We start from the raw sequence: 23,593 nt of genomic DNA on the forward strand, positions 1-23,593 counted from the left end.
AAGGTACTCGCCGTGGGGTGGGGGTGCTGGTTGTTGCTGGGGTCAAGACCGCCCCTCACCGATACGACACGGACGCCGGTGACACGGTCTGCTCGGTCTTCTTCGGGCTGTCCACCCTCTTCCCGCTCGGCATGACCGTCCGCTTCCTGTACCGCCTCGTGACGACCCGGGGCCGGGCCGCGGAGCCCCCTGTGGCGGCGAGTGACCATGAGGAGACCGCTGCCGCGTCGTCCTGATGCCGAGCCGTATGGCCGCGACCCACCCCCTCGCGCAGTGCAGACCTGGCGCACTCGCACGCGAGGCCCCCTCTCCGCCGTCCTGTGGCCTCCTCCTCTCCTCCGGGCACGGGAAGGGCACGCTCGGGTGATCCGGGTCCAGCGCCGTCCCGGGCTGCGAGACTCTGCGGGTGGTCTATTCCGCGACAGACGAACTGTCCTCCGACGAGCGCGCGTTCATGATCAACGCGACCGAGATCGACATCCTCGCCGGTGTCCGGGGAGACCTGGCGGAGCCGGCGGCGTCCGGGCCCGCCTCGGATCTCACCCCCATCCTCCTGAGCCTCGTCGACCGAGGGTGGATCGAGGTGTCCCGGCTCGTTCCCTGGACCGCGCCCGACGGAGCCGCCGGTCTGCAACCCGGAGCCCCGGTCCCGAGGCGGGACCTTCCCGCTCTCCTGTCGGATGCGGAGAGCTGGGAGTACCCGCCGTCCGGCGAATGGCTGGGGTGCGTGACGCTCACGCTCACCGAGGCAGGGCGGAAGATCCCCCGCTGATGCCCGGTGGGTGCGGTCACGGGCGCTCACCCTCGTCTCCCCGTGCCGTCGCCAGCCGGCCCGTGCACCGGCCTTCTGTCCCGTTCAGTTCGCCGGGGTCGCTCTCGTCGTGATCGCTGCCGCCGACGCGAGGGTCGCGTCGATCTCCTGCTCCTCGAGGCCCGTGGCCCGCGCCGCCGCGGTGAGGGCCGCGAGGAGCGGGCCTTCGGGGCCGTTCTCGTAGGCCCGGCAGGCGGCCCAAAAGAGGCGGGTGTTGCGCTGGCCCCGTGGGGAGGCGGCCACGAAGCGGACCAGGCCCTGGCCGTCGGCGGACGGAGCGCGGTCCCGGTCCCGGTGGTCCCGGGGCTCCGGGGGTGGCGTTGGGGTCAGCAGGGCCAGGAGGGCCTGCGGGCAGGGGGCCGGCGAGAGGTCGGCCGTGCCGGGCGCCAGGCGGTACGTGCCGCGCGGCGTGACCGAGCCCGGACCGACCAGGTAGCCGCCCGCGCCCCGGATGTCGACGCCGGGGGCCAGTCGGCCGGCCGAGTTGGGGATCACGGTGTCCCGCGGGCCGGTCAGCCAGAGGTGCCGGCCGCCGCCCGGGGTGAGCACGGTGACCGTCGGCGGGACGCTGAAGCCGTGTCCCCTCGCGAGCGCCGCCAGCGCGGCCACCCCGTCCGTCCCCGCGTGCTCGCCGTCGCCCTCCCGTACGTCCAGGTCCACCCCGATCAATCGGTGCGGCGGGCGCCCGCAGGCGATTCCGTATCCGGTCGCCCACGGCGCCGCCGCGAAGAGGGCCCGTACGTCCGCCGGGTCCGTCGTGGCGTCGTAGACGCCGTGCCCGGGCCGGCCGCACTCGCCGCGGCAGGGCACCGGCCGGTGCTCGCCCCGGTGCGGCGAGCGCACGGCGGGGAGCTTGGTGCGGGACAGCGGGATGACGGGAAGCCCGCGCTCCGCCGCGGTCAGGGCGTGCGCGAGGGCCAGGGCGGCGGTCTGCCGGGCAGAAGCGGCCATGCACCTATTTTCGTACACAAGTTCGAACTTGGGAAGGGGGCCGGGTCCGGACTTCGGAAAGGAGCTGCGGAGGGACGGATTGGCCGAAAAGGTGCCGAAACGCTTCCTCTCCTGCCCCGTCCGGCCGGCCCGCCGCCCCGCCGGTCGCGGCGTCCCCAAGCTGCCGCTCCGTCGAGATCGAGGGGGTTTATCGACCGGTCCTCACGCTTGAGGGGGAATCGTCCGCTCCGGGGTGGTTCGCCGGGGATTCGGTGGGCAACTCTGGACTCGCGACGTCGAGCACAACGACCGAGGCGGTCGGCCAACTGCCTTGGACTCATGCGTAGTTCAGAACTTCGAGCTTCATCGGTTCCCGGAGGAACAGACATGGCAAGCATCCGTACCGCCCGCGTTCTCGCCGCTGTCCCCGCCCTGCCCCTCACCGTCGCGCTCTTCGCCGGGGTGGCCCAGGCCGACAACGGCGGTTTCGCGAACGACGGATCGAATGCGAGCGTCGCCACGATCATCGGCAGCGGTGTCGCCGGTGACAACAACGGCAACTCGACCACGACGCAGCAGGTCGCGACCGGTTCCGGCGCCTCCAACCAGAACAGCACCGCGAGCGTGAACGGCTCCGCCTTCACACACATCGACCAGAGCAACGCGGTGGTCAACTTCTTTCCGTGGTGGTAGCCGGCCCGAGGGGGGAGTCTGAGGGGTGAACGACGGCCCGTGCGGCGGTACTTCGGTACCGGCGCACGGGCCGCGCTGCTGTCCGGCGGCAGGGCGATGGCTCGCCGTGACCCGCCGTGATCTGCCGTGGCCCGCCCGGGTCCCGCCGGTTCCCGTCATGCGCCGAGGGTCTGCCGGGATTCGTCGAGCCTGCCGCGCCGGAGGCCGCTCTCCGGTCACGCGCCGGTGCCGTGCCGGCCGGCCCTCCGCCCGCCCCCCTCCGTCCGCTGCCCCTGTCCGCGCCCCGCGCCGCTCCCCTGTGCGGCCCTTTCTCCGTGCACTCCGTCCGCGTCCGGCCCTCTGCCCGCGCCCCGCGTCCGGCCCGGGGATGCGGGGTGTCAGCCCGCTCGCCCGTCCGGTGACCTTGACAGCCCCCATCGATCTGACGGACAGTCAGAAACCTTACATGGCAGTCCTGGAAGTCCTGTCCCGACGAGAGGCGTCGCCGTGCACCTCGCCCCGACCGAACGGCAGCTGCGGCTGCGCGCCGAGCTCCGCGCGTACTTCCGCGACCTGATGCCCGAAGGGCCCCCGCCGCCGACCGACACCGCCGCGCAGCGCACGCTTCTGCGGCGGATCGGCGACGACGGCATGCTGGGGCTCGGCTGGCCCGAGGAGTACGGCGGGCAGGGCCGCGGCCCCGACGAGCAGTTCGTCTTCTTCGACGAGGCCTGTCGCGCCGGCGCCCCCGTCTCGATGGTCACCCTCAACACCGTCGGTCCGACGCTGATGAAGTACGGCACGGAGGCGCAGAAGACCTACTTCCTGCCCCGCATCCTCCGCGGCGAGACCGTCTTCGCGATCGGCTACAGCGAGCCCGAGGCAGGCACCGACCTGGCCTCCCTCCGTACGAAGGCCGTACGGACCACGGACGGGACCTCTCCGCACCACGCGGGCCCCCCGGCGGGCGCCCGCGACGGGAGTGCTCCGGGAGGCGTGATCCCAGTTGCGGCCGCCGCCCACGCCCCCCACGCCGACACCGCGAACCACGCCGACACCGCGAACCACCCCGCCGCCGACACCGCGAACCACCCCGCCGCCGACGCCGCGAACCACGCCGCCGCCGACGGCGCACACCGCCTCGGCGACTGGCTCGTCGACGGTCAGAAGATCTTCACCTCCAACGCCCACAACGCCGACTGGATCTGGCTCGCCTGCCGGACCGACCCCGACGCCCCCCGCCATCGCGGCATCTCGATCATCCTCGTCCCCACCGACGCCCCCGGGTTCTCCTGGACGCCCATCCAGACCGTCGGCGGGCTGATGACCACGGCCACCTACTACGACTCCGTCCGCGTGCCCGCGGGCCATCTCGTCGGGCCCGAGAACGGCGGCTGGGGGCTCATCACCAATCAGCTCAACCACGAGCGGGTCGCGCTCGCCGCGCTCGGGATGCAGGCCGAGGACTTCTACGCGTCGGCGCTCCACGGCGCGCGCACCCCCGATCCGGTGACGGGGAAGCGGCGGATCGACGAGCCATGGGTGCGGATCCGGGCTGCCGAGGCGCATGCCCGGCTGGCGGCGACGCGCCTGCTCAGCTGGCGTCTGGTGGGGGACGTGGAGGCGGGTGGACCGGCCCCCGGCGACGCGAGCGGGGTGAAGTTCGCGGGAACCGAATCGGCGGTCGAGGTCTATCGCATGTGTCAGGAGATCGCGGGCGGGGCCGGGTTCGTCCGAGCGGGCTCACCGGGAGCGTTCGACGGCGGCGAGCTCGAGCGGATGAACCGGGCCGCCCAGATCAACACCTTCGGGGGAGGGGTGAGCGAGGTGCAGCGCGAGATCGTCGCGACGATGCGGCTCGGCATGAAGGGGAGGGGGCGCCGATGAGCCCCGAGCGGAACGACCTGACGGGTGACCCGTCCGGACACCCGTCCAGTGCCCCGTCCGGTCACCCGTTCACTGACCCGTCCGGTCATCCGTCCAGTGACCCGTCCGGTCACCCCTCCGGTGACTCGTCGGGTGACCTGCTGTACGCGCGGCTGCGGACGTACGAGGGACGGTCCGCCTCCCGTGCCGCCGTCGGCAAGGACCCGGTCAACGAGCCCATGATCCGGCACTGGTGCGAGGTGATGGGGGACGCCCATCCGGCCTACCGGGGACCGGAGGCCGTCGCGCCGCCGACGATGCTCCAGGCCTGGACCATGGGCGGCCTGTCCGGGCACCCCGACCGCTCCGGCGCGTACGAGGAGCTGTCGGGGCTCCTCGACGAGGCCGGATTCACCTCGATCGTCGCGACCGACTGCGAGCAGGAGTATCTGCGGCCGCTGCGCCCGGGCGACGAGATCACCTTCGCCAACGTCATCGAGTCCGTCTCGCCGCGCAAGACCACCAAGCTCGGCACCGGGTACTTCGTCACCACCCGCATGGACGTGCGGGCCGGCGGGGAGCTCGCCGGCACCCACCGCTTCCGCGTCCTCAAATACGCCCCCGCGGGCAGGCCCACGAAGCAGGCCCCGTCGCCCGAGCAGGTCCCCGAGCAGGTCCCGTCGCCCGAGCAGGTCCCGAAACAGGCCCCGAAGCGGGCCTCGGTCGAGGCCCCGAAGCCGGAGCGGGCCGCCGCGCCCCGCCGGCCACGGCCCGTGATCAACCGCGACAACGCCGGATTCTGGGAGGGCGTGGCCGGGCACCGGCTGCTGATCCAGCGCTGCGGCGACTGCGCGACCCTCCGCTTCCCCTGGCTGCCCGGGTGCAACGCGTGCGGCTCGCGCGCGTGGGACACCGTGGAGGCGAGCGGTGCGGGGAGCGTCTACTCGTACGTGGTGATGCACCACCCGCCCTTCCCCGCCTTCACCGTGTCCGATCCCGCGGCCGGCACGGCGGGGCCCTACGCGGTCGGGCTCATCGAACTCGCCGAGGGCGTACGGATGGTCAGCAACGTCGTCGGGGTGCCGTACGACAAGGTGCGCATCGGGATGCCGGTCCGGCTGGAGTTCCTCCGGGTGGACGAGGAGCTCGAACTCCCCGTGTTCCGCGCCGGGACGGGCGCCGGAGGGGAGGGCTGACATGGACTTCACCCCCACCGAGGAGCAGCAGGCGGCCCGGGAGCTCGCCGCCCGGATCTTCGGCGACCTCGCCACCCACGAGCGGCTCGCCGCAGCGGGGACCGGCGTCGACGCCGAGCTGTGGAAGGCGCTGTGCGCCGCGGGTCTCCCCGGGGCCGTCGAGGAGACCGGACTCCTCGGGCTCGTCCTGCTCGCCGAGGAGCAGGGGCGCACGACGGCGCAGGTCCCCTTCACGGCCGGCTGCGTCTACGGGCTGCTCGCCGTCGCCCGGCACGGTACGGAGGAGCAGCGCGCCCGGCTGCTGCCCGGGCTCAGGGACGGTACGACGGTGGTCACCGGCGCCTTCCCGGCGGCCGAGGGCAGGGGAGCCGTACGGGCGGTGGCCGGCGGCCGGCTCACCGGCAGCGTCCCCTGGGTGCCCTGGCTGAGGGAGGCCACCCATGTCCTCGTGCCGGACGAGCACCGGGTCCTGTGGCTGGTGCGCACGACGGACGCCGGTCCGGTCGAGCGGGTCGAGCTCACGGCGCCCTGGTCCGCGGGCCGCCTCGTCCTCGACGGGACGCCGGGCGAGCGCCTCGGGGCGTCGGACGCCCCGCGGGGTGCGGCCTACGCGGACATCCTGGCCGCCGCCCGGATCGCCTTCGCCGGGCTGCAAGCGGGGGTGTGCGCCGGCTCGCTGGCGCGTGCGGTCGCGTACACCTCCGTGCGGGAGCAGTTCGGGCGGCCGCTGTCCTCCCACCAGGCGGTGCAGATGAGAGCGGCCGACGCGTACATGGACACGGAGTCGATCCGGGTCACGGCGTACGAGGCGGCATGGCGCCACGACCAGGGCCTGCCGGCGGCCGAGCACGCCCTCACGGCCGCCTGGTGGGCCTCCGAGGCGGGCAGGCGGGTCGTGCACGCCGGCCAGCACCTGCACGGCGGCACGGGTGCGGACCTGGACCACCCCGTCCACCGGCACTTCCTCTGGGGCCGTCAGCTCGACGCGTATCTGGGCTGCGGCACCGAACTCCTCGCCGAACTGGGCGATCTGCTCGCGAAAGGAGAGGCGGCATGACCGCGACCGGACAGCCCGTGCGGGCCGGGGACCGGCTGGCACCGCTCGTCGTGCCGATCACCCGCACCCTGATCGTCGCCGGGGCCGTCGCCTCCCGGGACTACCAGGACGTGCACCACGACGCCGAGCTGGCCCGGGAGAAGGGCTCCCCGGACATCTTCATGAACATCCTCACCACCAACGGCCTGGTCGGGCGCTACGTCACCGACCGCTTCGGACCCCGGTCGGAGCTCCGCAAGGTGGCCATCCGGCTCGGCGCCCCCAACTACCCGGGAGACACGATGACGTTGACCGGCACGGTCATGGAGGTCGACGGCGGCACGGTCCGGGTGCGGGTGACCGGGGCCAACGGCCTCGGCCACCACGTGACCGGTACGGTCACCGTCGCGCTGCCGCCGGAGGAGGAGCGATGAGCGTCCGCACCCGGGACTCGCTCGGCGGCCGGGCGGCCATCGCCGGGACAGGCGCCACCGAGTTCTCCAAGGACTCGGGCCGCAGCGAGCTCACCCTCGCGGTCGAGGCCGTGCACGCGGCGCTCGACGACGCCGGGCTCGTCCCCGGCGACGTCGACGGCATGGTCACGTTCACGATGGACACCAGCCCCGAGATCACCGTCGCGCAGGCGGCGGGCATGGGCGAGCTGTCGTTCTTCTCCCGCGTCCACTACGGAGGCGGCGCCGCCTGTGCCACCGTCCAGCAGGCCGCCCTCGCCGTCGCCACCGGCGTCGCCGAGGTCGTCGTCTGCTACCGGGCGTTCAACGAGCGCTCGGGGCGCCGCTTCGGCTCCGGGGTGCAGCGGCGCGAGCCCTCCGCCGAGGGGGCGGCGCTCGGCTGGCAGCTGCCCTTCGGGCTGCTCACGCCGGCCTCGTGGGTCGCCATGATCGCCCAGCGCTATCTCCACACCTACGGGCTCACGCCGGACGCCTTCGGCCACGTGGCCGTCACCGACCGGCGCCATGCGGCGACCAACCCGGCCGCGTACTTCTACGGCAAGCCGATCACCCTCGACGACCACGCAGCGTCCCGCTGGATCGCCGAGCCGCTGCGGCTGCTCGACTGCTGCCAGGAGACCGACGGCGGCCAGGCGATCGTCGTCACCTCCACCGAGCGGGCCCGCGACCTGCGCCGCCCGCCCGTGGTGATCGAGGCCGCCGCACAAGGCGCGGGACGCAACCAGGAGGCGATGACCAGCTTCTACCGGGACGGGCTCACCGGGCTGCCGGAGATGGGCGTCGTGGCCCGCCAGCTCTGGCGCACCTCCGGGCTCGCGCCCGGCGACATCGACGTCGGCATCCTCTACGACCACTTCACTCCCTTCGTGCTGATGCAGCTGGAGGAGTTCGGCTTCTGCGGGAAGGGCGAGGCGGCGGACTTCGTGGCGGCGGACGCGCTGCCGCTGAACACCCACGGCGGTCAGCTGGGCGAGGCGTATCTGCACGGCATGAACGGGATCGCGGAGGCGGTCCGGCAGCTGCGCGGCACGTCGGTCAACCAGGTCCCCGGGGCGGCCAGGGCGCTGGTCACGGCGGGCACCGGGGTTCCCACGTCCGGGTTGATCCTGGGCGCGGACGGCTGAGGAGACGGCCCCAGCGGTGGCCGCGGGGGTCGGGGCACCCTTCACTCACGCCATGAGGAAGACCCCACCACACCACCCCCACGCGTTGGGTGAACCCCACGCGTCCGACGCCTCCCACGCGTCCGACGCCTCCCACGCGTCCGGCGACCCCGGCGGGCCCGGTCGCCCCGGTACGGACGGGCCCGGTCGCCCCGGTACGGACGGGCCCGACGCCCTTGGCCCGTCCGACAGTCACGCACGGCCGGATCGCTGCGGCCCGGCCGCGGACCCCGGCGGCTCACGCGCGCACCCCGGCGGCCCCGGTCACCCCGGCAGGACCGAGCCCGCCGGCACGACCGGGCCCGTCGGCGCGCCCCTCGGTCGAGGCGCTTCCGCCGCCTCCGGTGAGCGGCGCCCCGAAGCCCCCGCCCGTCGGCTGCGGGGCGTGCACGTCCTTCTGGGGGCTGCCGTGGCGCTCGGGGCGGTGCTCGCCGCGCTGCTCGTCGGGCCGGATCGTGGCGACCCGGCGCCGGCGCCGGCACCCGCGGCGGCCCCCGGGGCTCCCGCGCCGCAGTACTTCGCCGGGCGGGCGTTCGACACGTGCGAGGCGCCCTCGGCGGCCGTGATGCGGGCCTGGCGGGAGTCGCCGTACCAGGCCGTCGGGGTGTACTTCGGGGGCCGGGGCAGGGGCTGCCCGGCGCAGCGGGAGCTGACGCCCGGGTGGGTGGCCTCGGTGCACGGGCTGGGCTGGCGGATGCTGCCGCTGTTCGTGGGGTCGCAGGCGCCCTGCGTGATCGCCGAGGCGAAGCGGCGGTACGCGATCGGCCGGACGCCGGGCCCCCAGGGCACCCAGGAGGCCGGGGAGGCGGTGCGGGCGGCGCGGGCCCTCGGGTTCGCCGCGGCGAGTCCGCTGTACCTGGACATCGAGGCGTACCGGTCCGACGACTCCGGCTGCACCGCGACGACCATGAGCTTCGTCCGGGCGTGGAGCCGGGAGGTGCGCCGCCTCGGCTACGTACCCGGCTTCTACAGCAGCGCGGACACCGGGATCCGGCAGCTGGAGCGGGAGCGGCGGGCGGGGACCGCGGACCTGCCGTCCGTGGTCTGGTTCGCGCGCTGGCGCGGGGTGCCGGCGCTGGACACGGAGAGCGTGCTGGCCGCGGGGGCCTGGCGGCCGCACGCCCGGATCCACCAGTACGCGGGCAACGTCACCGAGACGTACGGCGGCCGGAGGATGACGATCGACCGCAGCGTCGTCGACGCCCCGGTCGCCCGGACGGGTGGGGAGTGATCCCCGCGGGGCCGCGCCCGGACGCCGCCCCCGGCGTGCCTGCCACAGGCTCGCCCCACCGCCCCCGGCGCCTGCCACGGACCTGCCCCACCGCCCCGCTCGGCCTCCCACCGGGCCGCCCACGCCGCCCCGACCCTGACGCGGGGCCCCTCTGCCCTCCACCTACAGGAGGTGCGGAAATCCCCACCCCTACGACCTGAGGGGGATCGCGGGTCGGGACCTGGGGCCGATCCCCGGGACGGTCGCCCGCTCATAGCGTGGAGGCATGACTCCGGCACCCTCTGGTCCCGTCTGCGCCGGCGCCTCCAAGGCCGCCAACGGCCGGGCACCGTTCGCCTCGTACCCGACGTTCACCTCGTACGTGCGGGCCCGTGGCCCCGTCCTCCTGCGCACCGCGCGCTCGCTGACCGCGAACCCGTCGGACGCCGAGGACCTGCTCCAGACCGCGCTCGCCAAGACCTTCATGGCCTGGGAGCGCATCGAGGACCACCGTGCCCTGGACGGATACGTCCGGCGGGCGCTGCTGAACACCCGTACGTCGCAGTGGCGCAAGCGGAAGGTCGACGAGTTCGCCTGTGAGGAACTGCCGGAGCCGGTCGGGCTGCCGGCGCCGGACCCGGCGGAGCGGCAGGTGCTGCACGACGCGATGTGGCGGGCGGTGATGAAGCTCCCGGACCGCCAGCGGGCGATGGTCGTCCTCAGGTACTACGAGGACCTCAGCGAGGCGCAGACGGCCGAGGTGCTCGGCGTCTCCGTCGGGACGGTCAAGAGCGCCGTCTCCCGGGCCCTGGGCAAGCTCCGGGAGGACCCGGAGCTGTCCCCCGTACGGTGAGCCCTGCCTGGCCGAACGTGTGACCTGGTGCGGGATCCGGCCCCATGCGGCGCGGGTTACCCTCAGTTACGCCAGTAATCACTGGCAATTGGATACTCTCGGGTAGTGACATACCGCCTGGTACGTGCGCAGAATCTCCCCACCCCCACATCACCTACTGCCGCGTAGCGCCCCCGGGAGGACGCCGTGCTCAGCACCATGCAGGACGTACCACTGACCGTGACCCGCATCCTTGAGCACGGGATGACGATCCACGGGAAGTCGACCATCACCACCTGGACCGGTGAGGCCGAGCCGCAGCGCCGCACCTTCGCGGAGGCGGGCGCCCGGGCCGGACAGCTGGCCAACGCCCTGCGTGACGAACTCGGGGTCACCGCCGACGAGCGCGTGGCGACCCTGATGTGGAACAACGCCGAGCACGTCGAGGCGTACTTCGCGATCCCCGCGATGGGCGCGGTCATCCACACCCTGAACCTCCGCCTGCCCGCCGAGCAGCTGGCCTGGATCGTCAACCACGCCGCCGACCGGGTGGTCCTCGTCAACGGCTCCCTGCTCCCGCTCCTCGCCCCGCTGCTGCCGCACCTGCCGACCGTCGAGCACGTCGTCGTCACCGGCCCCGGCGACCGCTCCGTCCTGGACGGCGCCGCGCCCCGCGTGCACGACTACGAGGAGCTCATCGCCGGCCGCCCCACCACGTACGACTGGCCCGAGCTGGACGAGCGCACGGCCGCCGCCATGTGCTACACCTCCGGCACCACCGGCGACCCGAAGGGCGTCGTCTACTCCCACCGGTCCATCTACCTGCACAGCATGCAGGTCAACATGGCCGAGTCGATGGGGCTCACCGACAAGGACACGACCCTCGTGGTCGTGCCGCAGTTCCACGTGCTCGCCTGGGGCCTGCCGCACGCCACGTTCATGACCGGCATCAGCATGCTCATGCCGGATCGTTTCCTCCAGCCGGCCCCGCTCGCCGAGATGATCGAGAGCGAGAAGCCGACCCACGCCGCCGCCGTCCCCACCATCTGGCAGGGACTGCTCGCCGAGGTGCTGGCCCGCCCCCGCGACCTCACCTCCATGGCCCAGGTCACCATCGGCGGCGCCGCCTGTCCGCCCTCCCTCATGGAGGCGTACGACAAGCTCGGCGTCCGCCTCTGTCACGCCTGGGGCATGACGGAGACCTCCCCGCTCGGCACCATGGCCCACCCGCCGGCCGGTCTGACCGCCGAGGAGGAGTGGCCCTACCGCGTCACCCAGGGACGCTTCCCGACGAGCGTCGAGGCCCGGCTGGTCGGCCCCGCCGGCGAGATCCTGCCCTGGGACGGCGAGTCGGCGGGCGAGCTGGAGGTCCGCGGCAACTGGATCGCCGGCGCGTATTACGGCGGTGTCGCCGGCGAGGCCTTCCGCCCCGAGGACAAGTTCAGCGCGGACGGCTGGCTCAAGACCGGTGACGTGGGCGTCATCAGCGCCGACGGCTACCTGACCCTCACCGACCGCGCCAAGGACGTCATCAAGTCCGGCGGCGAATGGATCTCCTCGGTCGAGCTGGAGAACGCGCTCATGGGCCACCCGGCCGTCGCCGAGGCCGCCGTCGTCGCCGTCCCCGACGAGAAGTGGGGCGAGCGTCCGCTCGCCACCGTCGTCCTCAAGGAGGGCGCGACCGCGGACTACGAGGAGCTGCGCGCCTTCCTCGCCGCCGAGGGCGGCATCGCCCGCTGGCAGCTTCCGGAGCGCTGGGCGATCGTGCCGGCGGTGCCGAAGACGAGCGTGGGCAAGTTCGACAAGAAGGTGATCCGCAAGCAGTACGCGGAGGGCGAGCTGGACGTCACCCAGCTCTGACCCGCACCGGAGCGGGCCCGCGACGACACGGGCCCGCTTTCTGCTCCGGGACGGACCTGCCCCGCCGTGGGCGCCCGCTGCCCCGGGGTCGGGCCTGCTCCGGCGGGGGCCCGCTTTCTGCTCCGGGGCGGGCCTGCTCCGGCGTGGGCGCCCGCTGCCCCGGGGTCGGGCCTGCTCCGGCGGGGGCACGCTTTCTGCTCCGGGGCGGGCCTGCTCCGCCGTGGGCGCCTGCTGCCCGGGGGTCGGGCCTGCTTCGGCGGGGCCCGCTTCCGGCTCCGGCGTGAGCCCTCTCCGAGCGGGCCTGCGCCAGGGCCGGTGCTCGTCGCGGCGAGCCCGCCCCCGGCACTGACCGGCCCCGGCAAGCCCGCCCCGGCACCGACCGGCCCCGGCAAGACCGCGCCCGGCACCGACCGGCCCCGGCACCGACCGGCCCTGGCAAGCCCGGCCCCGGCACCGACCGGCCCCCCGGGGCTAGTTGGTGCCGATCTTCGCGAGCAGGTCGACGATCCGGGCCTGCACCTCGGTGCTGGTGGACCGCTCGGCGAGGAAGAGCACCGTCTCGCCCGAGGCCAGCCCCGGCAGCTCCGCCTCGTCGAGGTCGGACGAGGTGTAGACGACCAGCGGCGTGCGGTTCAACTGCCCGTTGGCGCGTAGCCAGTCGATGATCCCGGCCCGGCGGCGGCGCACCTGCATCAGGTCCATCACCACCAGGTTCGGGCGGGTCTCCTGGGCGAGCGTGACGGCCTCGGTGTCGGTCGCCGCCCGGGCCACCACCATGCCGCGCCGCTCCAGGGTCTCCGCGAGCGCCCGCGCGATGTCGTCGTGCTCCTCGATGAGCAGCACGCGCGAGGGGTGCTGCTCGCTGTCGCGCGGCGCGAGAGCCTTGAGCAGGACGGCCGGATCGGCGCCGTACGCCGCCTCCCGCGTCGCCTGCCCGAGCCCGGCCGCGAGCAGCACCGGCACCTCGGCGGCCACGGCCGCCTGGCGCAGGGACTGCAGCGCGGTGCGGGTGATGGGCCCGGTCAGCGGGTCGACGAAGAGCGCGGCCGGGAAGGCGGCGATCTGCGCGTCGACCTCCTCGCGGGAGTGCACGATCACCGGCCGGTAGCCGCGGTCGCTCAGCGCCTGCTGGGTGGCCACGTCGGGCGCGGGCCAGACGAGCAGCCGGCGCGGGTTGTCCAGCGGCTCGGGGGGCAGTTCGTCGTCGACGGGCTGCGGCAGCGGCTGGTTCGAGACCTCCACCGCCCCGCCCGGGCCGTCCAGCAGCTCCGGACCCTCCGCGGACCCCTCGGCGGGCGCCCCTATGGCGTAGGCGCGCCCCTCGGACGCGGGCGTCGGCGCCAGCGTGGGGCCGAGCTTGGGAGCGGCGGACACGGGAGCGGGCGAGGGCACCGGCTGCGCCTGCGACGGGGACTGGGGCTGCGGAGCAGGCTGCGGCGGCATGGACCGGGGCTGCGGCTCCGGCTGCGGCGCGGCGACGGCCTCGGGCCGCGCGGGACGGCCCTCCTCCGCCGGGTTGCCGAGCTTGCGGCGGCGGCCGGACGGGGAGGCAGGCGTCCCGCCGGGCGGAGTGGTGACGGCCGCGGGCTGGACGAAGGGCACGCCCTGACCGAGCGTCCGCACGCTGAAGGCACGCCCCTGCGTGGCGTCCTTCGGAACGGGCGGGGCCGTCGGCGCGGGCGGCGTCGCGGCCTGCCGCGCGGCCGGCATCTCGGGCGGCAGGGGTACGGAACCGGTGCCCGTCCCCGTGGTGGTGGGCGCCGGGGCCGGAGCGGCCGGAGCGGCCGGTGCGGGCAACGGGTGCGGCTGCGACGGCGTGTGCTCGTCCTCCGGCAGTGCCCGTACGGCATCGTGCCGCTGCTGGGCGTCGGGACGGGCGTCGGGGACGGGTTCGCGGTCGGCCTCGGCGGGCCCCAGGGCGAACGGCGTACGCGGTCCCGCCTCCGCCGCGGCCGCCCGCTCCTGCGCGGCGGCCAGGGCACGCCGCCGGCGCCCGGTGGGCTGTGGCGCGGCCGCCTCCTCCGACGCGACGGCGGGCAGTGCGGGCGCGGAGGACGCGAGCGCGGGGGCCGCGGACTCGACCGGTACCCCCTGCGGCGGCACGGTGTCGCCGAGCGCCGGGCGGGACTGAGCGCCTTCGGCGGCGGTCACGACGGAGCCCTCGGCGGGCCGGCCGCGCCGCCGCCCGGTGCCGGTGGGGGCGGCGGCGTCGGTCCCCGCGTTCTGGGCGGGGATCAGCTCGGCCGGGGCCCCGGGCGTGCCGGCGGGCGGCGTGTGGTCCGTACGGCCACGGCGCCGGCCGGTCGGCTCGGGCAGGGGACCGCCCTCGGGGGGCAGCGGGTGCAGGAACGCGTCCGTGGACGAGGCCCGTCGGGCCCGCCGCCGTCCGCCACCGGCCGGGGCGGCACCGCCGAGGCTCGCGTCGGCGTGCGAGGCCTGCGCGGGAACCGAGGCCACGTCGGAGCCGGCGGACGCGGACTGCGGGGCCACGGGCTGCGCCGGCGCTCCGGGTGCGGGATGCGGGGTCACGGGCTGCGCGGGCGCGTCGGATACGGGCTGCGCGGGCGCACCCGGTACGGGGTGCTGGGACGCGCCGGGTACGGGCGGGTCCGGCTCGACCGCCGGGGCCTCGCCCTGCGCCGCGCCGTGCTGCGTTCCGGGGCCGGGCACGGGCAGCGCGAGGCCGCCCTGGGTGTGCGTGGTGCGGCCGGGGTGGTCCGGGGCGCCGGGGCCGGGCAGGGCGAGGCCGCCCTGGGTGTGCGTGGTGCGGCCGGCGTCGGCCCGCGCGTCCGGCCCGGGCTCCGGCAGGGCGAGACCGGAGTGGGCGGGCTCGAGTCCCGGCTGCCCGGGCACTCCTCCGCGCGCCGGCTCGAGAGCGTGCTGCTCGGCGGCTCCGGGCCCGGGCGCGTGCGACGGCGCCTGCGGGAGGGTCCCCCGCCCGGCGCCGAGCGGGACCTCAAGGACGTAGGCGCCGCCGGCCGTGCCCGGTACGTCGTGCGTCTGCACCACACCGCCGTGCGCGGCGACGATCCCGCGGACGACCGGCTGGTGGACGGGGTCGCCGCCCGCGTACGGGCCGCGGACCTCGATCCGTACGACGTCACCGCGCTGGGCGGCCGCGACGACGATCGTGGAGTCGGTGTAGCCGCCGGTCTGCGGGACCCGGCTCTTGCCGGTCGCGTCGACCCCGGCGACGTCGGCGACGAGGTGCGAGATCGCCGTGGTCAGCCGCGCCGGGTCGACCTCGGCCTCGATCGGCGGCGCGTGGACGGCGAACTGGGCCCGCCCGGGGCCGATCAGCTCGACGGAGCCGTCGATGCCCGCCGTGACGACGGCGTCGAGCAGGGCGACCTGCTTGTCCAGCTTCTCCGTGCCCGCGTCGAGCCGCTGGTAGCCGAGCACGTTGTCGACCAGGGTGGTCATCCGGGCGTAGCCGGCGGCGAGGTGGTGGAGGACCTGGTTGGCCTCGGGCCACAGCTGCCCCGCGTCGTCGGCGGCGAGGGCGCTCAGTTCGGCGCGCAGTTCGTCGAGGGGCCCGCGGAGCGCCTCGCCGAGCACGGCGGTCAGCTGCTCGTGCCGGGCGCCCAGGGCGGCGACCCGCTGCTTCTCCTCGGCGAGCTCGGTCTCGTACCGCTCCTTCTGCTGCTCCAGCTCGGTGGTGAGGCGTTCGGTGCGGTCGGCGAGCTCGGCGTGGTGCGCCTCCGTGAGCCGGGAGACCTCGGAGCGGTGCTGGTCCGTGAGCTCGGCGAGTTCGGCGTTGTGGGCGTCGACCAACTGCTGCTGCGGCCGGCGGTCGGTGAAGGTCATGACGGCGCCGACGAGCTGGTCCCCGTCCCGTACCGGCGCGGTGGTGAGGTCGACCGGCACCCGGTCGCCGTTCTTGGCCCAGAGCACCTGCCCGCGCACCCGGTGCTTGCGTCCCGACCTGAGGGTGTCGGCGAGCGGCGACTCCTCGTAGGGGAAGGGCTCGCCGTCCGCGCGCTTGGGGAGGATCAGCTCGTGCAGCTCGGCGCCGCCGAGTTCGCCGGCGCGGTAGCCGAGGATCTGCGCGAAGGCGGGGTTCACGAGGACGACCCGGCCTTCGGTGTCCGTGCCGACGACACCCTCGGAGGCGGCGCGCAGGATCATCTCGGTCTGGCGCTGGGAGCGGGCGAGTTCGGCCTCGGTGTCGAGGGTGCCGGTGAGGTCCCGGACGACGAGCATGAGCAGCTCGTCGCCGGTGTAGCCGCTGTACGAGTCGTAGGCCTCGCGCCCGTCCTCCAGGCTGGCGCTGGTGACCTCGACCGGGAACTCGCCGCCGTCGGTGCGGCGGGCCATCATCCGGGTCGGCCGGGTGCGGCCCCGTTCGTCGGTGCCTTCGGGGCGCCGCATCGAACCGGGGATGAGCCGCGAGTCGAAGTCCGGCAGGAGATCGAGCAGCCCGCGCCCGACGAGCGCGGTGCCGGGGGTCTCGAACATGCCGAGGGCGATGGTGTTGGCGTTGACGACCGTGCCGTTGCAGTTCACGAGCACGAGGCCGTCGGGGAGCGCGTCGAGTATGGCTGCGAGGCGAGCAGCGCCTCGGGATGGCCTGCTGCTCACGAGACGCTTCCTCCCTGAACCCACTGCACTTGCCTGCAGCCCTTGCCTGGTGCCTAGTGGCCTGCGGGCCCCATCTTGCCCCTCGGGTCGCGGCCTGTCACGGAGGGAGTCTAAGGGAGGCGGACGCTCCGCCTAGGGACACGGGGTGGAGGTTCCGTGCCCGGCCCGCCGCCCGACGGCCGCCCGCTCGGCCCCCGGGCCGGTGACCTGCCCGGCCCCGGGGCGGTGACCTGCCCGGTGTCCCGCTCGGGGGCTTGTCGGGTGTTCGGTCCGGTGTCCGGCTCGGCGTCCCGGCTCGGCGCTCGCCCGGGGGCGGCACCGTGTTCCGCCGCCGCCGCCCGGTCCGGCGCCGGACCCGCCGCCCGGTCCGCCGCTCCGTCCGTGGGCTCAGCCCGTGACGCGGGGAAGGACCGGACGGATGTTCTCCCAGCGGTCGATCTCGCAGCCGTTGGCGCGGGAGAAGACGGCGTCGACCGAGCGGCCCTGCCAGCGCCCGGTGATGCGAGCGGTCGCCGGGCCGCCGTACTGCTGGGTGCACATCTGGTCGGCGGGCACCGGCGCGAAGGGATCGCTCCCGTCCTGGGTGAGCTGTCCGAGCCGCTTGCAGGCGTTCTCGGCGGCGGGGTGGGTGCCGCCGGGCGTGCCGTCGCACTTCAGCTCGAACGTCCCGTCGGCCTCGGAGTGGCCGGTCCGCTCGATGCTCACGGTGAGGGACTCGGGTGTGGAGAGAAGGGGCAGCGGGGGCAGGGAACCGAACCCGACGGCGGTGGAGGCGGCGGTGGCGAGGCCGGCGAGGAGGAGGGGGCGCAGCATGACGTACTCCCGTTGTGGTGCGGTGCGTGGAGGCGCGCGGGGGTGGTGGCCGGGGTGGTGAAAGAGGAACCGGCCGTCCGTTCCCCCTTCCTAACGCTCAGGACTCCGCTCCGTTGCGCAACGGGGGATGCGCCGGGTGGGGGCCGGCCGGAGGGCCGCCCGGGGCCGACGGCGCGTGGCGCGCGGGAGGGGGCCGGCCTTTGCCCTGGGCCCCGGGGTCCTAGTACGGTGATAAGCGATTGGTGGCGCAAGGCTCGTCTGTGTCATCATCTGCACGCACCATCCGCGTACGCGCGCGGTGCGAAGGAGGCGTCGCCTAGTCCGGTCTATGGCGCCGCACTGCTAATGCGGTTTGGGTCTTAAAGCCCATCGAGGGTTCAAATCCCTCCGCCTCCGCCAACCCGAAGCCCCGGTCGTCCCGACCGGGGCTTCGGCCGTTCCCGGGCCCGCCGCCGGTGATCACCGGGCTCCGCCTCCCACGGCGTGTGACCCCGGTCTCTTTTCACGCATTTCCCCCGCCGCCACCCCCGCGCCGAGCCCCCGCCCGTCCCACCCTTCCCCGTCGCCTGTAGGGCGTTTTCGCAGGTCACAAGGGGTGTGGTCAATGGATTTCACATGACGGCGGCAGTCATGTAATGTTCTTCCTGTCGCCGCGAGCGGGCCGAAAGGCCGGGGAGCGAAGACGAAAAACAAAACAAGCACTCGTAGCTTAACGGATAGAGCATCTGACTACGGATCAGAAGGTTGCAGGTTCGAATCCTGCCGAGTGCACACAGGTGAGAGGCCCGGACGAGAGTCCGGGCCTCTTGCGTTTCCTGGCCGTACAGCAGCGAAGTACGGCAACCGCGCTGATTGCTGCCGGCCGCGAGCCGCCGTCAGCTGGCGAGCTGCACATGTGCCGGGTGTTCCGGAGCGCGATCACGCGGACGTCGGCGCGACGGGCTCGCAGGGCGAACATCCGGGTCAGGTTCCCCGGTTCGATGGGAGTCCCGTACGTCGTGGTGAAGACGAGCCCGCGGGTGTCCTGCCACAGCTCGGCGGCCGCCTTCCGGTCCCCTGTCTGCTGGGCGCGGCGCATGCGGAGCGCCTTGAGGTAGACGGCGGGGAGGGCAGGGAAGTCGTCCGACTCCTCGGTCTTGGCCTCCCGGTGGAGGCGGCGCTTGCCTCATCGGGGGATGGCTGGAGCCCCGACCAAGGACCGCCTGCACTCGCCCGCGGGCCGGCTGGCATCATCCTCGGGCAGCCGCTGGTCACGGCGGCGCTCACGGGAGGGGACCGGCTGTGTCTGTGGGTATCGCGCTGTTCGTGCTGGGACTGGCGGGCGTGGTGTGGGGGGCGGGGTTCCTGTTCAACGTGCGTGGTATGGCTGACAAGGCCGCCGCGCGGCGCAACGACGTCAGGGCTGTGACTGCCGCACGGACGCTGAACATCGGGCTTACGGAGCCATCGCGGTTCGGTGCCTGGTTCTTCCGTCTTGTGGGCGGCATCGTTCTTCTCGGCTCGCCCGTGATAGCGCTCGCAGGCCTCGCCATCGCCACGCTCGAATGACAGGCAAGGCCGCGTGGATGCGGCCGCTCGGGTGGCGAGGCGAGGTTCGAATCCTGCCGAGTGCACACAGATCGGAGGCCCCTGGACACCGTCCAGGGGGCCTCTGACATCAGCGGGTGACATCAACGTCCGACCGCTGAGATCCCGGTGGGCTCAGAAGCCGCTGCAAGCGGCTGCTGATGAGGGTCCCGAGGCGGTGGCCGTCTTCGGCGAGTTGCCGTCGACGGTCACCGAGCACGTGGCGGTGCCTCCTGATCCGCTCAGGCTGATGAGCAGTGATCCGCCCTTCACGAAGCCCTTCGTCGTCACGGTCTTGCGCCAGGGCAGCTTCTCGACGGTTTCGGACCTGGAGGAGACGCCGTCGTCGTTCCAGACGGAGTAGGCGATGGTGACGTCTCGCGCGTCGCCGGTGACCACGTACTCCACGGTGACCTCCTTCGACACCTCGTCGGAGATGCCGGCGAGGACGGCTGCGCATCCTCCTGCCACGAGTAGGAGCAGAACGAGCAGCACCCACGGCCACTTCCGCCGCTTCTTTCGTGGTGCTGCAGCTCCATGGGGGGCACTGCCGCCCGGTGGTGACTGCCAGCCCGTCCCGGGGTGAGGCGGCGGTGGATCCTGCCTCCACTGCTGCTGGTTCAGATCTGGACGGGGCTCCTGCCCCGAGGGGGGTTCGCTCATCTCCTCAGAGTCCGTCGACACCGTCAGGAGCGCGACTCGTCGGGGCACTCCTGGGGCTCGGCGGCCAGCCGTCGATTTCCGAGCGGAGGCCGGTGCGCGCGCCATCCGGTGGGTGAATGCCCGGCTCCGAACGTCGCCCGGGCCCCTGTCCGCGTCCGCGTTGGTGGCCTGGGCGACGAGGCCCGGTGTCTGCGGCGCGAGCTCGGCGCGCGGAAGGGGGCGTCCGTCCGGTTGCCGGGTCAGCCCTGTTCGGCCGGGTCGGTTCCGTAGAGGGTGGCGGCCGCCGTCGCCTGTCGGGCGTTGCAGGTGGGCTGTTCGTCGGCCGGGGCGGGCCACAGCGGGACCAGGCGGGACGAGGTCGAGGCGGAGTCCATGCGCAGGTAGTGGCACGTGCCGTTGATCCGCAGGGCGACGGCGTAGACGCCATCGGCGCCGGCTCGGCCGGAGACCGCGCTCACCGTGTCCCGGGCCGTCACCAGGCGCATGTCCTTCAGGAACTCCACGGCGCCCCGCGGGGTTTGCTCGTGGCCCGACGTCGGCAGCGGCCGGTAGGCGGACGTGCCGGTGGGGCGCTGTGCGAGCAGGGCGCCCATCTGCGCCGCGATGCTGCCCGGCCTGCCGTCGGTCCGTGAGGCCGGGCAGGGGGTGCCGGACTGCTTCACGCTGTGCGTACCGAGGGCGAAGGTGTAGCGGTAGCAGCGGACCGGATAGGCCTCCGGCGTGACGCTCTCCGTCCCGCTCGGCGGTACGAGGCCGAGCATCACCTCAGCCGTGTGGACCCGGCCGGCGGCCTTGCTCTGCTCGGTGTCCGCGCTCAGCAGCACCCCGCCGCGTGCCTCGACCTGGGCGACGAGGGTGCCCGCGGTGAACCGGCCGCCGTACGGCCGGCCCCCCGAGAAGAAGCCCGCGTTCAGGTCACCGCGCAGGTCCTCGGCGAGCCCCGCGGCCTGGGCGTCGACCGCGGACGTGTCCGGGGCGGTGCTCCGCTGATAGGCCAAGGTGCCGGCCACCCCGGTGGCCCCGGCGACGAGCGCGGTCAGGGCGAACAGCCCGATCCGCGCCCCGGTGCCGCGTCTCCGCTCCTGCCCGGCCCCGGACCGCCGGTCCGCTCGGGCATCGGCAACGGGCGTCGTCATGTCTGTCCCCCTCGGCTGGACGTCCACGGCCCCGGCCCCCGCGGCCCGCACACGGCGCACCGCTCCGCCCGGCTGCTCCCGCTGCCGCGGGACCGGCGGGGCCGACGGCCATCATGACGGCAGGGGTGGCACCCGGACGTATGCGGGTCGCATCCGGACCCGTCCGTGCCGTCGGCCTGCTGGTGATTCCGATGGTCCCCGTGGGACCCCGGAAGCCGGCCCCCGTTCGCCCCCGGGCCCGCCCTCCTGCCGTACCCGGTCCTCGTGCAGCCGACAGGATGCGCCGCAGCCGGTAGCGTCGGGCCGCATGGATGTCTGGTATGCCGCTTACGGCGCGAATGCGGACAGTGCCCGGCTCGCGTGGTATCTGTTCCGGTGCCGGGACCGCGCGGCGCCGGTCGCGTCGCGGGGTGTCGTCCTCGGCGGCGCCCTGTACTTCGCGACCGAGTCGCCCGTGTGGGGCGGCGGACGCGGTTTCTACGACCCCGACGCGCCCGGCAGCGTGCTCGCGCGGGCGCACCTCGTCACCGCCGGGCAGTTCTCCGACATCGCCGCCCAGGAGATGTACCGGGAGCCCGGCGCCGATCTCGACCTCTCCGAGGCCCTGGCCGTCGGGCGGGCCCGACTCGGGCCCGGGCGGTACGAGACGGTGGTCCGCGCCGGGGACGTCGACGGCGTTCCGCTGCTCACCTTCACCGCGCCCTGGGCGATGGGCGACGTGGAGCTCCGGGCGCCGGCCGAGGCGTATCTCCGGTGCATCGGCGGGGGGTTGTGCGCCGCCGGGGCGTGGGACGCGGCCGAGGTCGCGGGCTATCTCGCCCGGTGCCCGGGGGTCCGTGGGCACCGGGGGGCCGACGAGGTGTTTGCCCTCATCGGCGGTTCGAACGCCACACGTTCGGGTGAACCAGACTGATTTCCATGTCAGTTGAATATGCCCTCGGCCTAGCGTGCAGATGGAGGTGATGCCCGATGAACGCCATCGACATCGACGACTTCGTGTACGCCGCCACGGGAGCGCGGCTGCGAAGGCTCACCTTGCCGGACGGGACGCACTGGTTCCCCGCCGTGGACGTGGCCCGTCAGCTCGGGCACAGCAGCGCCCGGCAGGCCCTCCGCGCGCACGTCGGGGACGCGCTGAACACGACCCTCGGTGAGCTTCCGGTCGACATGGCCCCCGCCCCCGGGGCCAGGAGCCTCAAGAAGTCGACGCGGATGGTCTGTCTCGAAGGGGTCGTGCAGCTCGTCAACGCGTCACGCAGGCCCGAGGCCGCGCCGTTCAAGGAGTGGGTCGCCCAGGTCGTCGCCGACGTGCAGCGCGACGGGGCCCACCGGCTCGATCCCTCCCCCGTCGGCGCCACCGGCTTCCTCCTCCCGCAGCAGCTCCTCGACACGCTCGTACGCCTGGAGGAGAGCAGCCTCCGGCTCGACGAGGAGGGCTGCCGGGCGCTGCGGGAGGCCGGGCGCGACCTGCACCGGATCGCCGCCTCCCTGGAGCGGCTGGCCGTCCCCGTCCAGCGTTCCGGGCCCGCGCTCACCCCGCAGGAGCTTCTCGACTCGTGGCGCGAGCGCGACATCGTCGAGAGCTCCGACGTCCACGCCGTCGCCGCCTGCCTCGCCCCCGCACTCGTCCGGGGCGGCGTCCGCTACCGCCTGGAGGAGGTGGCCCGCCGCACCGGGCTCACCGCCGACCGGGTCCGCGACTGCGTCCGCGTCCTCGTCGAACGCGGCTGCATGCGGCACGCGGGCGGCGTGGCCGGCGCCGACGGGGGGCTGTTGTACGTGCTGCCCTGACCTCGGTCGATGTCAGTGGCGCGTACGACACTGGACGCATGGTGTGGCGGAGTGCCGGGATGTCGTGGCGTGGTGGGCTGCCCGCGCTGCGGTGGGAGGGCGGCCGGGTCAGCGCGCTCTCGTACGGGCGGGACATCGCCTTCCGCGCGGTCGGGGAGCGGTGCTGTCCGGGTGCCCGGGGGAACCCGTGCCCCCTGGCCGCCGTGGTGTCCGGGCGCAGCACCGGTGGGCGGTGCGCCGAGTGCGCGCGGCTGGACCGGGCGCACTCCGTCGCCGCCGACACCGTCGCCGACGACCCCCGGCCGTATCGGGTCTACCTGGCCTGGTTCGGGCCGGGCATGGTCAAGGTCGGGATCACCGGGGAGGAGCGCGGCGACGCCCGCCTGCTCGAACAGGGGGCCGTCGCCTTCAGCTGGCTCGGGCGGGGGCCGCTGATGGCCGCGCGGCGGACCGAGGAGGTGCTCCGGCACGCGCTGGCCGTGCCCGACCGCATCCCCTACGCCCGCAAGCGGGCCGTCCGGCACGCCCTGCCGGCCGCCGCCGAACGGGCCGCCGAGGTCGCCGCCGTGTACGAGCGGGCCGTCGGCGTCCCCGCCTGGGCCGAGACCCTCCACCCCCTGCCCTGCCAGGTGCGCGACCACGTCGACGCCTTCCGGCTGGAGGCGCTGGCCGGCCACCGCTCCGGGCCGGAGTTCGTCGTGACCGAGTGCGTCGACGGTGGGGTCATCGCCGGACGGCTGATCGCCGCCGCCGGTCCCGATCTGCACCTCCTGGGCCCCGACGGGCGGCTTCTCGCCCTCGACACCCGGCTGCTCTCCGGGTGGGAGCTCGTGGCCGTTCCGGCCGCCGACCACGCCGTCAGCGTGCCCGTGACCGCAGCGGTGCCGACGACCCCGGCCCCCGGCCCCGGGGACGAGCAGGAGGCGCTGTTCTGACGGCCGGGACGGAACGACACCGGCGGCCCGGGGCCGGGGCGCACGACATCGGCGGCCGG

The 23,593-nt window shown here is 74.4% G+C and carries 20 protein-coding genes, 2 tRNA genes and 1 pseudogene; 17 read left to right on the forward strand and 6 right to left on the reverse strand.

All coding sequences use genetic code 11. From position 1 onward, the window contains the following. Positions 1-23 precede the first annotated feature (23 nt). Positions 24-236: a hypothetical protein gene (locus ACGF1Z_RS22625; RefSeq protein WP_393006665.1), complete on the forward strand. Its 213-nt coding sequence runs from the start codon at positions 24-26 to the stop codon at positions 234-236. Between the two features lie 170 nt (positions 237-406). Further along, entirely contained in the window at positions 407-772 is a 366-nt protein-coding gene (locus ACGF1Z_RS22630) for a hypothetical protein (RefSeq protein ID WP_393006667.1), read from the forward strand. Between the two features lie 84 nt (positions 773-856). Here the strand turns inward: ACGF1Z_RS22630 and ACGF1Z_RS22635 are convergent, their stop codons facing one another. Next, entirely contained in the window at positions 857-1,762 is a 906-nt protein-coding gene (locus ACGF1Z_RS22635; RefSeq protein ID WP_393006669.1) for a bifunctional DNA primase/polymerase, read from the reverse strand. A gap of 366 nt (positions 1,763-2,128) precedes the next feature. Between ACGF1Z_RS22635 and ACGF1Z_RS22640 the strand changes: the two genes are divergently transcribed. The 9 genes from ACGF1Z_RS22640 to ACGF1Z_RS22680 all read left to right on the forward strand — a co-directional run bounded on the left by ACGF1Z_RS22640 (position 2,129) and on the right by ACGF1Z_RS22680 (position 12,049). Continuing rightward, positions 2,129-2,434 (forward strand): hypothetical protein, encoded by a 306-nt coding sequence (locus ACGF1Z_RS22640; RefSeq protein WP_393006671.1) that lies wholly within the window; start codon positions 2,129-2,131, stop codon positions 2,432-2,434. A 486-nt stretch (positions 2,435-2,920) separates the two neighbouring features. After that, positions 2,921-4,300, forward strand: a complete 1,380-nt coding sequence (locus ACGF1Z_RS22645; protein ID WP_393006673.1) for an acyl-CoA dehydrogenase family protein — start codon at positions 2,921-2,923, stop codon at positions 4,298-4,300. Beyond that, on the forward strand, positions 4,297-5,475 hold the full coding sequence (locus ACGF1Z_RS22650; RefSeq protein WP_393006675.1) for a bifunctional MaoC family dehydratase N-terminal/OB-fold nucleic acid binding domain-containing protein: 1,179 nt from the start codon (positions 4,297-4,299) through the stop codon (positions 5,473-5,475). The genes ACGF1Z_RS22645 and ACGF1Z_RS22650 overlap by 4 nt, the downstream gene beginning before the upstream one ends. A gap of 1 nt (position 5,476) precedes the next feature. Continuing rightward, positions 5,477-6,532, forward strand: coding sequence for an acyl-CoA dehydrogenase family protein (locus ACGF1Z_RS22655; protein WP_393006677.1), 1,056 nt, complete (start codon positions 5,477-5,479; stop codon positions 6,530-6,532). Then, positions 6,529-6,945, forward strand: coding sequence for a MaoC/PaaZ C-terminal domain-containing protein (locus ACGF1Z_RS22660; RefSeq protein WP_393006679.1), 417 nt, complete (start codon positions 6,529-6,531; stop codon positions 6,943-6,945). Before ACGF1Z_RS22655 ends, ACGF1Z_RS22660 begins: the two co-directional genes overlap by 4 nt. Then, complete coding sequence (locus ACGF1Z_RS22665; RefSeq protein WP_393006681.1) at positions 6,942-8,108, forward strand: lipid-transfer protein; 1,167 nt, start codon at positions 6,942-6,944, stop codon at positions 8,106-8,108. Before ACGF1Z_RS22660 ends, ACGF1Z_RS22665 begins: the two co-directional genes overlap by 4 nt. Before the next feature lie 424 nt (positions 8,109-8,532). Then, positions 8,533-9,378 (forward strand): DUF1906 domain-containing protein, encoded by an 846-nt coding sequence (locus tag ACGF1Z_RS22670; protein ID WP_393006683.1) that lies wholly within the window; start codon positions 8,533-8,535, stop codon positions 9,376-9,378. A 265-nt stretch (positions 9,379-9,643) separates the two neighbouring features. After that, the gene (locus ACGF1Z_RS22675; RefSeq protein ID WP_393006685.1) at positions 9,644-10,210 is read left to right on the forward strand and encodes a SigE family RNA polymerase sigma factor; all 567 of its coding nucleotides are present in this window, start codon (positions 9,644-9,646) and stop codon (positions 10,208-10,210) included. A 186-nt stretch (positions 10,211-10,396) separates the two neighbouring features. Beyond that, positions 10,397-12,049, forward strand: a complete 1,653-nt coding sequence (locus tag ACGF1Z_RS22680; RefSeq protein ID WP_393006687.1) for a long-chain fatty acid--CoA ligase — start codon at positions 10,397-10,399, stop codon at positions 12,047-12,049. Between the two features lie 471 nt (positions 12,050-12,520). Here the strand turns inward: ACGF1Z_RS22680 and ACGF1Z_RS22685 are convergent, their stop codons facing one another. Together ACGF1Z_RS22685 and ACGF1Z_RS22690 are read right to left on the reverse strand one after the other, a co-directional pair. Further along, positions 12,521-16,630, reverse strand: coding sequence for a PAS domain-containing protein (locus tag ACGF1Z_RS22685; protein ID WP_393006689.1), 4,110 nt, complete (start codon positions 16,628-16,630; stop codon positions 12,521-12,523). 387 nt (positions 16,631-17,017) lie between these two features. Beyond that, positions 17,018-17,443, reverse strand: coding sequence for an SSI family serine proteinase inhibitor (locus ACGF1Z_RS22690; protein ID WP_393006691.1), 426 nt, complete (start codon positions 17,441-17,443; stop codon positions 17,018-17,020). Positions 17,444-17,748: 305 nt separating this feature from the next. On the opposite strand from ACGF1Z_RS22690, the gene ACGF1Z_RS22695 reads away from it, so the two are divergent. Both ACGF1Z_RS22695 and ACGF1Z_RS22700 read left to right on the forward strand, forming a co-directional pair. Further along, positions 17,749-17,842: transfer RNA gene (locus tag ACGF1Z_RS22695), tRNA-Ser, on the forward strand. 299 nt (positions 17,843-18,141) lie between these two features. After that, a tRNA-Arg gene (locus ACGF1Z_RS22700) sits at positions 18,142-18,214 on the forward strand. Positions 18,215-18,326: 112 nt separating this feature from the next. Here the strand turns inward: ACGF1Z_RS22700 and ACGF1Z_RS22705 are convergent. Next, positions 18,327-18,608, reverse strand: a pseudogene (locus ACGF1Z_RS22705) (site-specific integrase); the annotation flags it as partial. Positions 18,609-18,724: 116 nt separating this feature from the next. Between ACGF1Z_RS22705 and ACGF1Z_RS22710 the strand changes: the two are divergent. Beyond that, positions 18,725-18,991 carry a hypothetical protein gene (locus ACGF1Z_RS22710; protein WP_393006693.1) on the forward strand — a complete coding sequence of 89 codons (267 nt, stop codon included), beginning with the start codon at positions 18,725-18,727 and terminating at the stop codon, positions 18,989-18,991. A gap of 153 nt (positions 18,992-19,144) precedes the next feature. Here the strand turns inward: ACGF1Z_RS22710 and ACGF1Z_RS22715 are convergent, their stop codons facing one another. Further along, positions 19,145-19,480, reverse strand: coding sequence for a hypothetical protein (locus ACGF1Z_RS22715; RefSeq protein ID WP_393006695.1), 336 nt, complete (start codon positions 19,478-19,480; stop codon positions 19,145-19,147). Between the two features lie 431 nt (positions 19,481-19,911). After that, positions 19,912-20,808: a hypothetical protein gene (locus ACGF1Z_RS22720; protein WP_393006697.1), complete on the reverse strand. Its 897-nt coding sequence runs from the start codon at positions 20,806-20,808 to the stop codon at positions 19,912-19,914. 307 nt (positions 20,809-21,115) lie between these two features. On the opposite strand from ACGF1Z_RS22720, the gene ACGF1Z_RS22725 reads away from it, so the two are divergent. The 3 genes from ACGF1Z_RS22725 to ACGF1Z_RS22735 are packed head-to-tail and all read left to right on the forward strand — an operon-like array spanning position 21,116 to position 23,534. After that, positions 21,116-21,721 carry a histone deacetylase gene (locus tag ACGF1Z_RS22725; RefSeq protein WP_393006699.1) on the forward strand — a complete coding sequence of 202 codons (606 nt, stop codon included), beginning with the start codon at positions 21,116-21,118 and terminating at the stop codon, positions 21,719-21,721. 56 nt (positions 21,722-21,777) lie between these two features. Next, positions 21,778-22,599: a Bro-N domain-containing protein gene (locus ACGF1Z_RS22730; RefSeq protein WP_393006701.1), complete on the forward strand. Its 822-nt coding sequence runs from the start codon at positions 21,778-21,780 to the stop codon at positions 22,597-22,599. A gap of 38 nt (positions 22,600-22,637) precedes the next feature. After that, the gene (locus ACGF1Z_RS22735) at positions 22,638-23,534 is read left to right on the forward strand and encodes a DUF2797 domain-containing protein (RefSeq protein WP_393006703.1); all 897 of its coding nucleotides are present in this window, start codon (positions 22,638-22,640) and stop codon (positions 23,532-23,534) included. Positions 23,535-23,593: the final 59 nt, after the last annotated feature.

It is taken from the genome of Streptomyces sp. NPDC048018 (genome assembly GCF_043202995.1).
Taxonomy (GTDB): Bacteria; Actinomycetota; Actinomycetes; order Streptomycetales; family Streptomycetaceae; genus Streptomyces.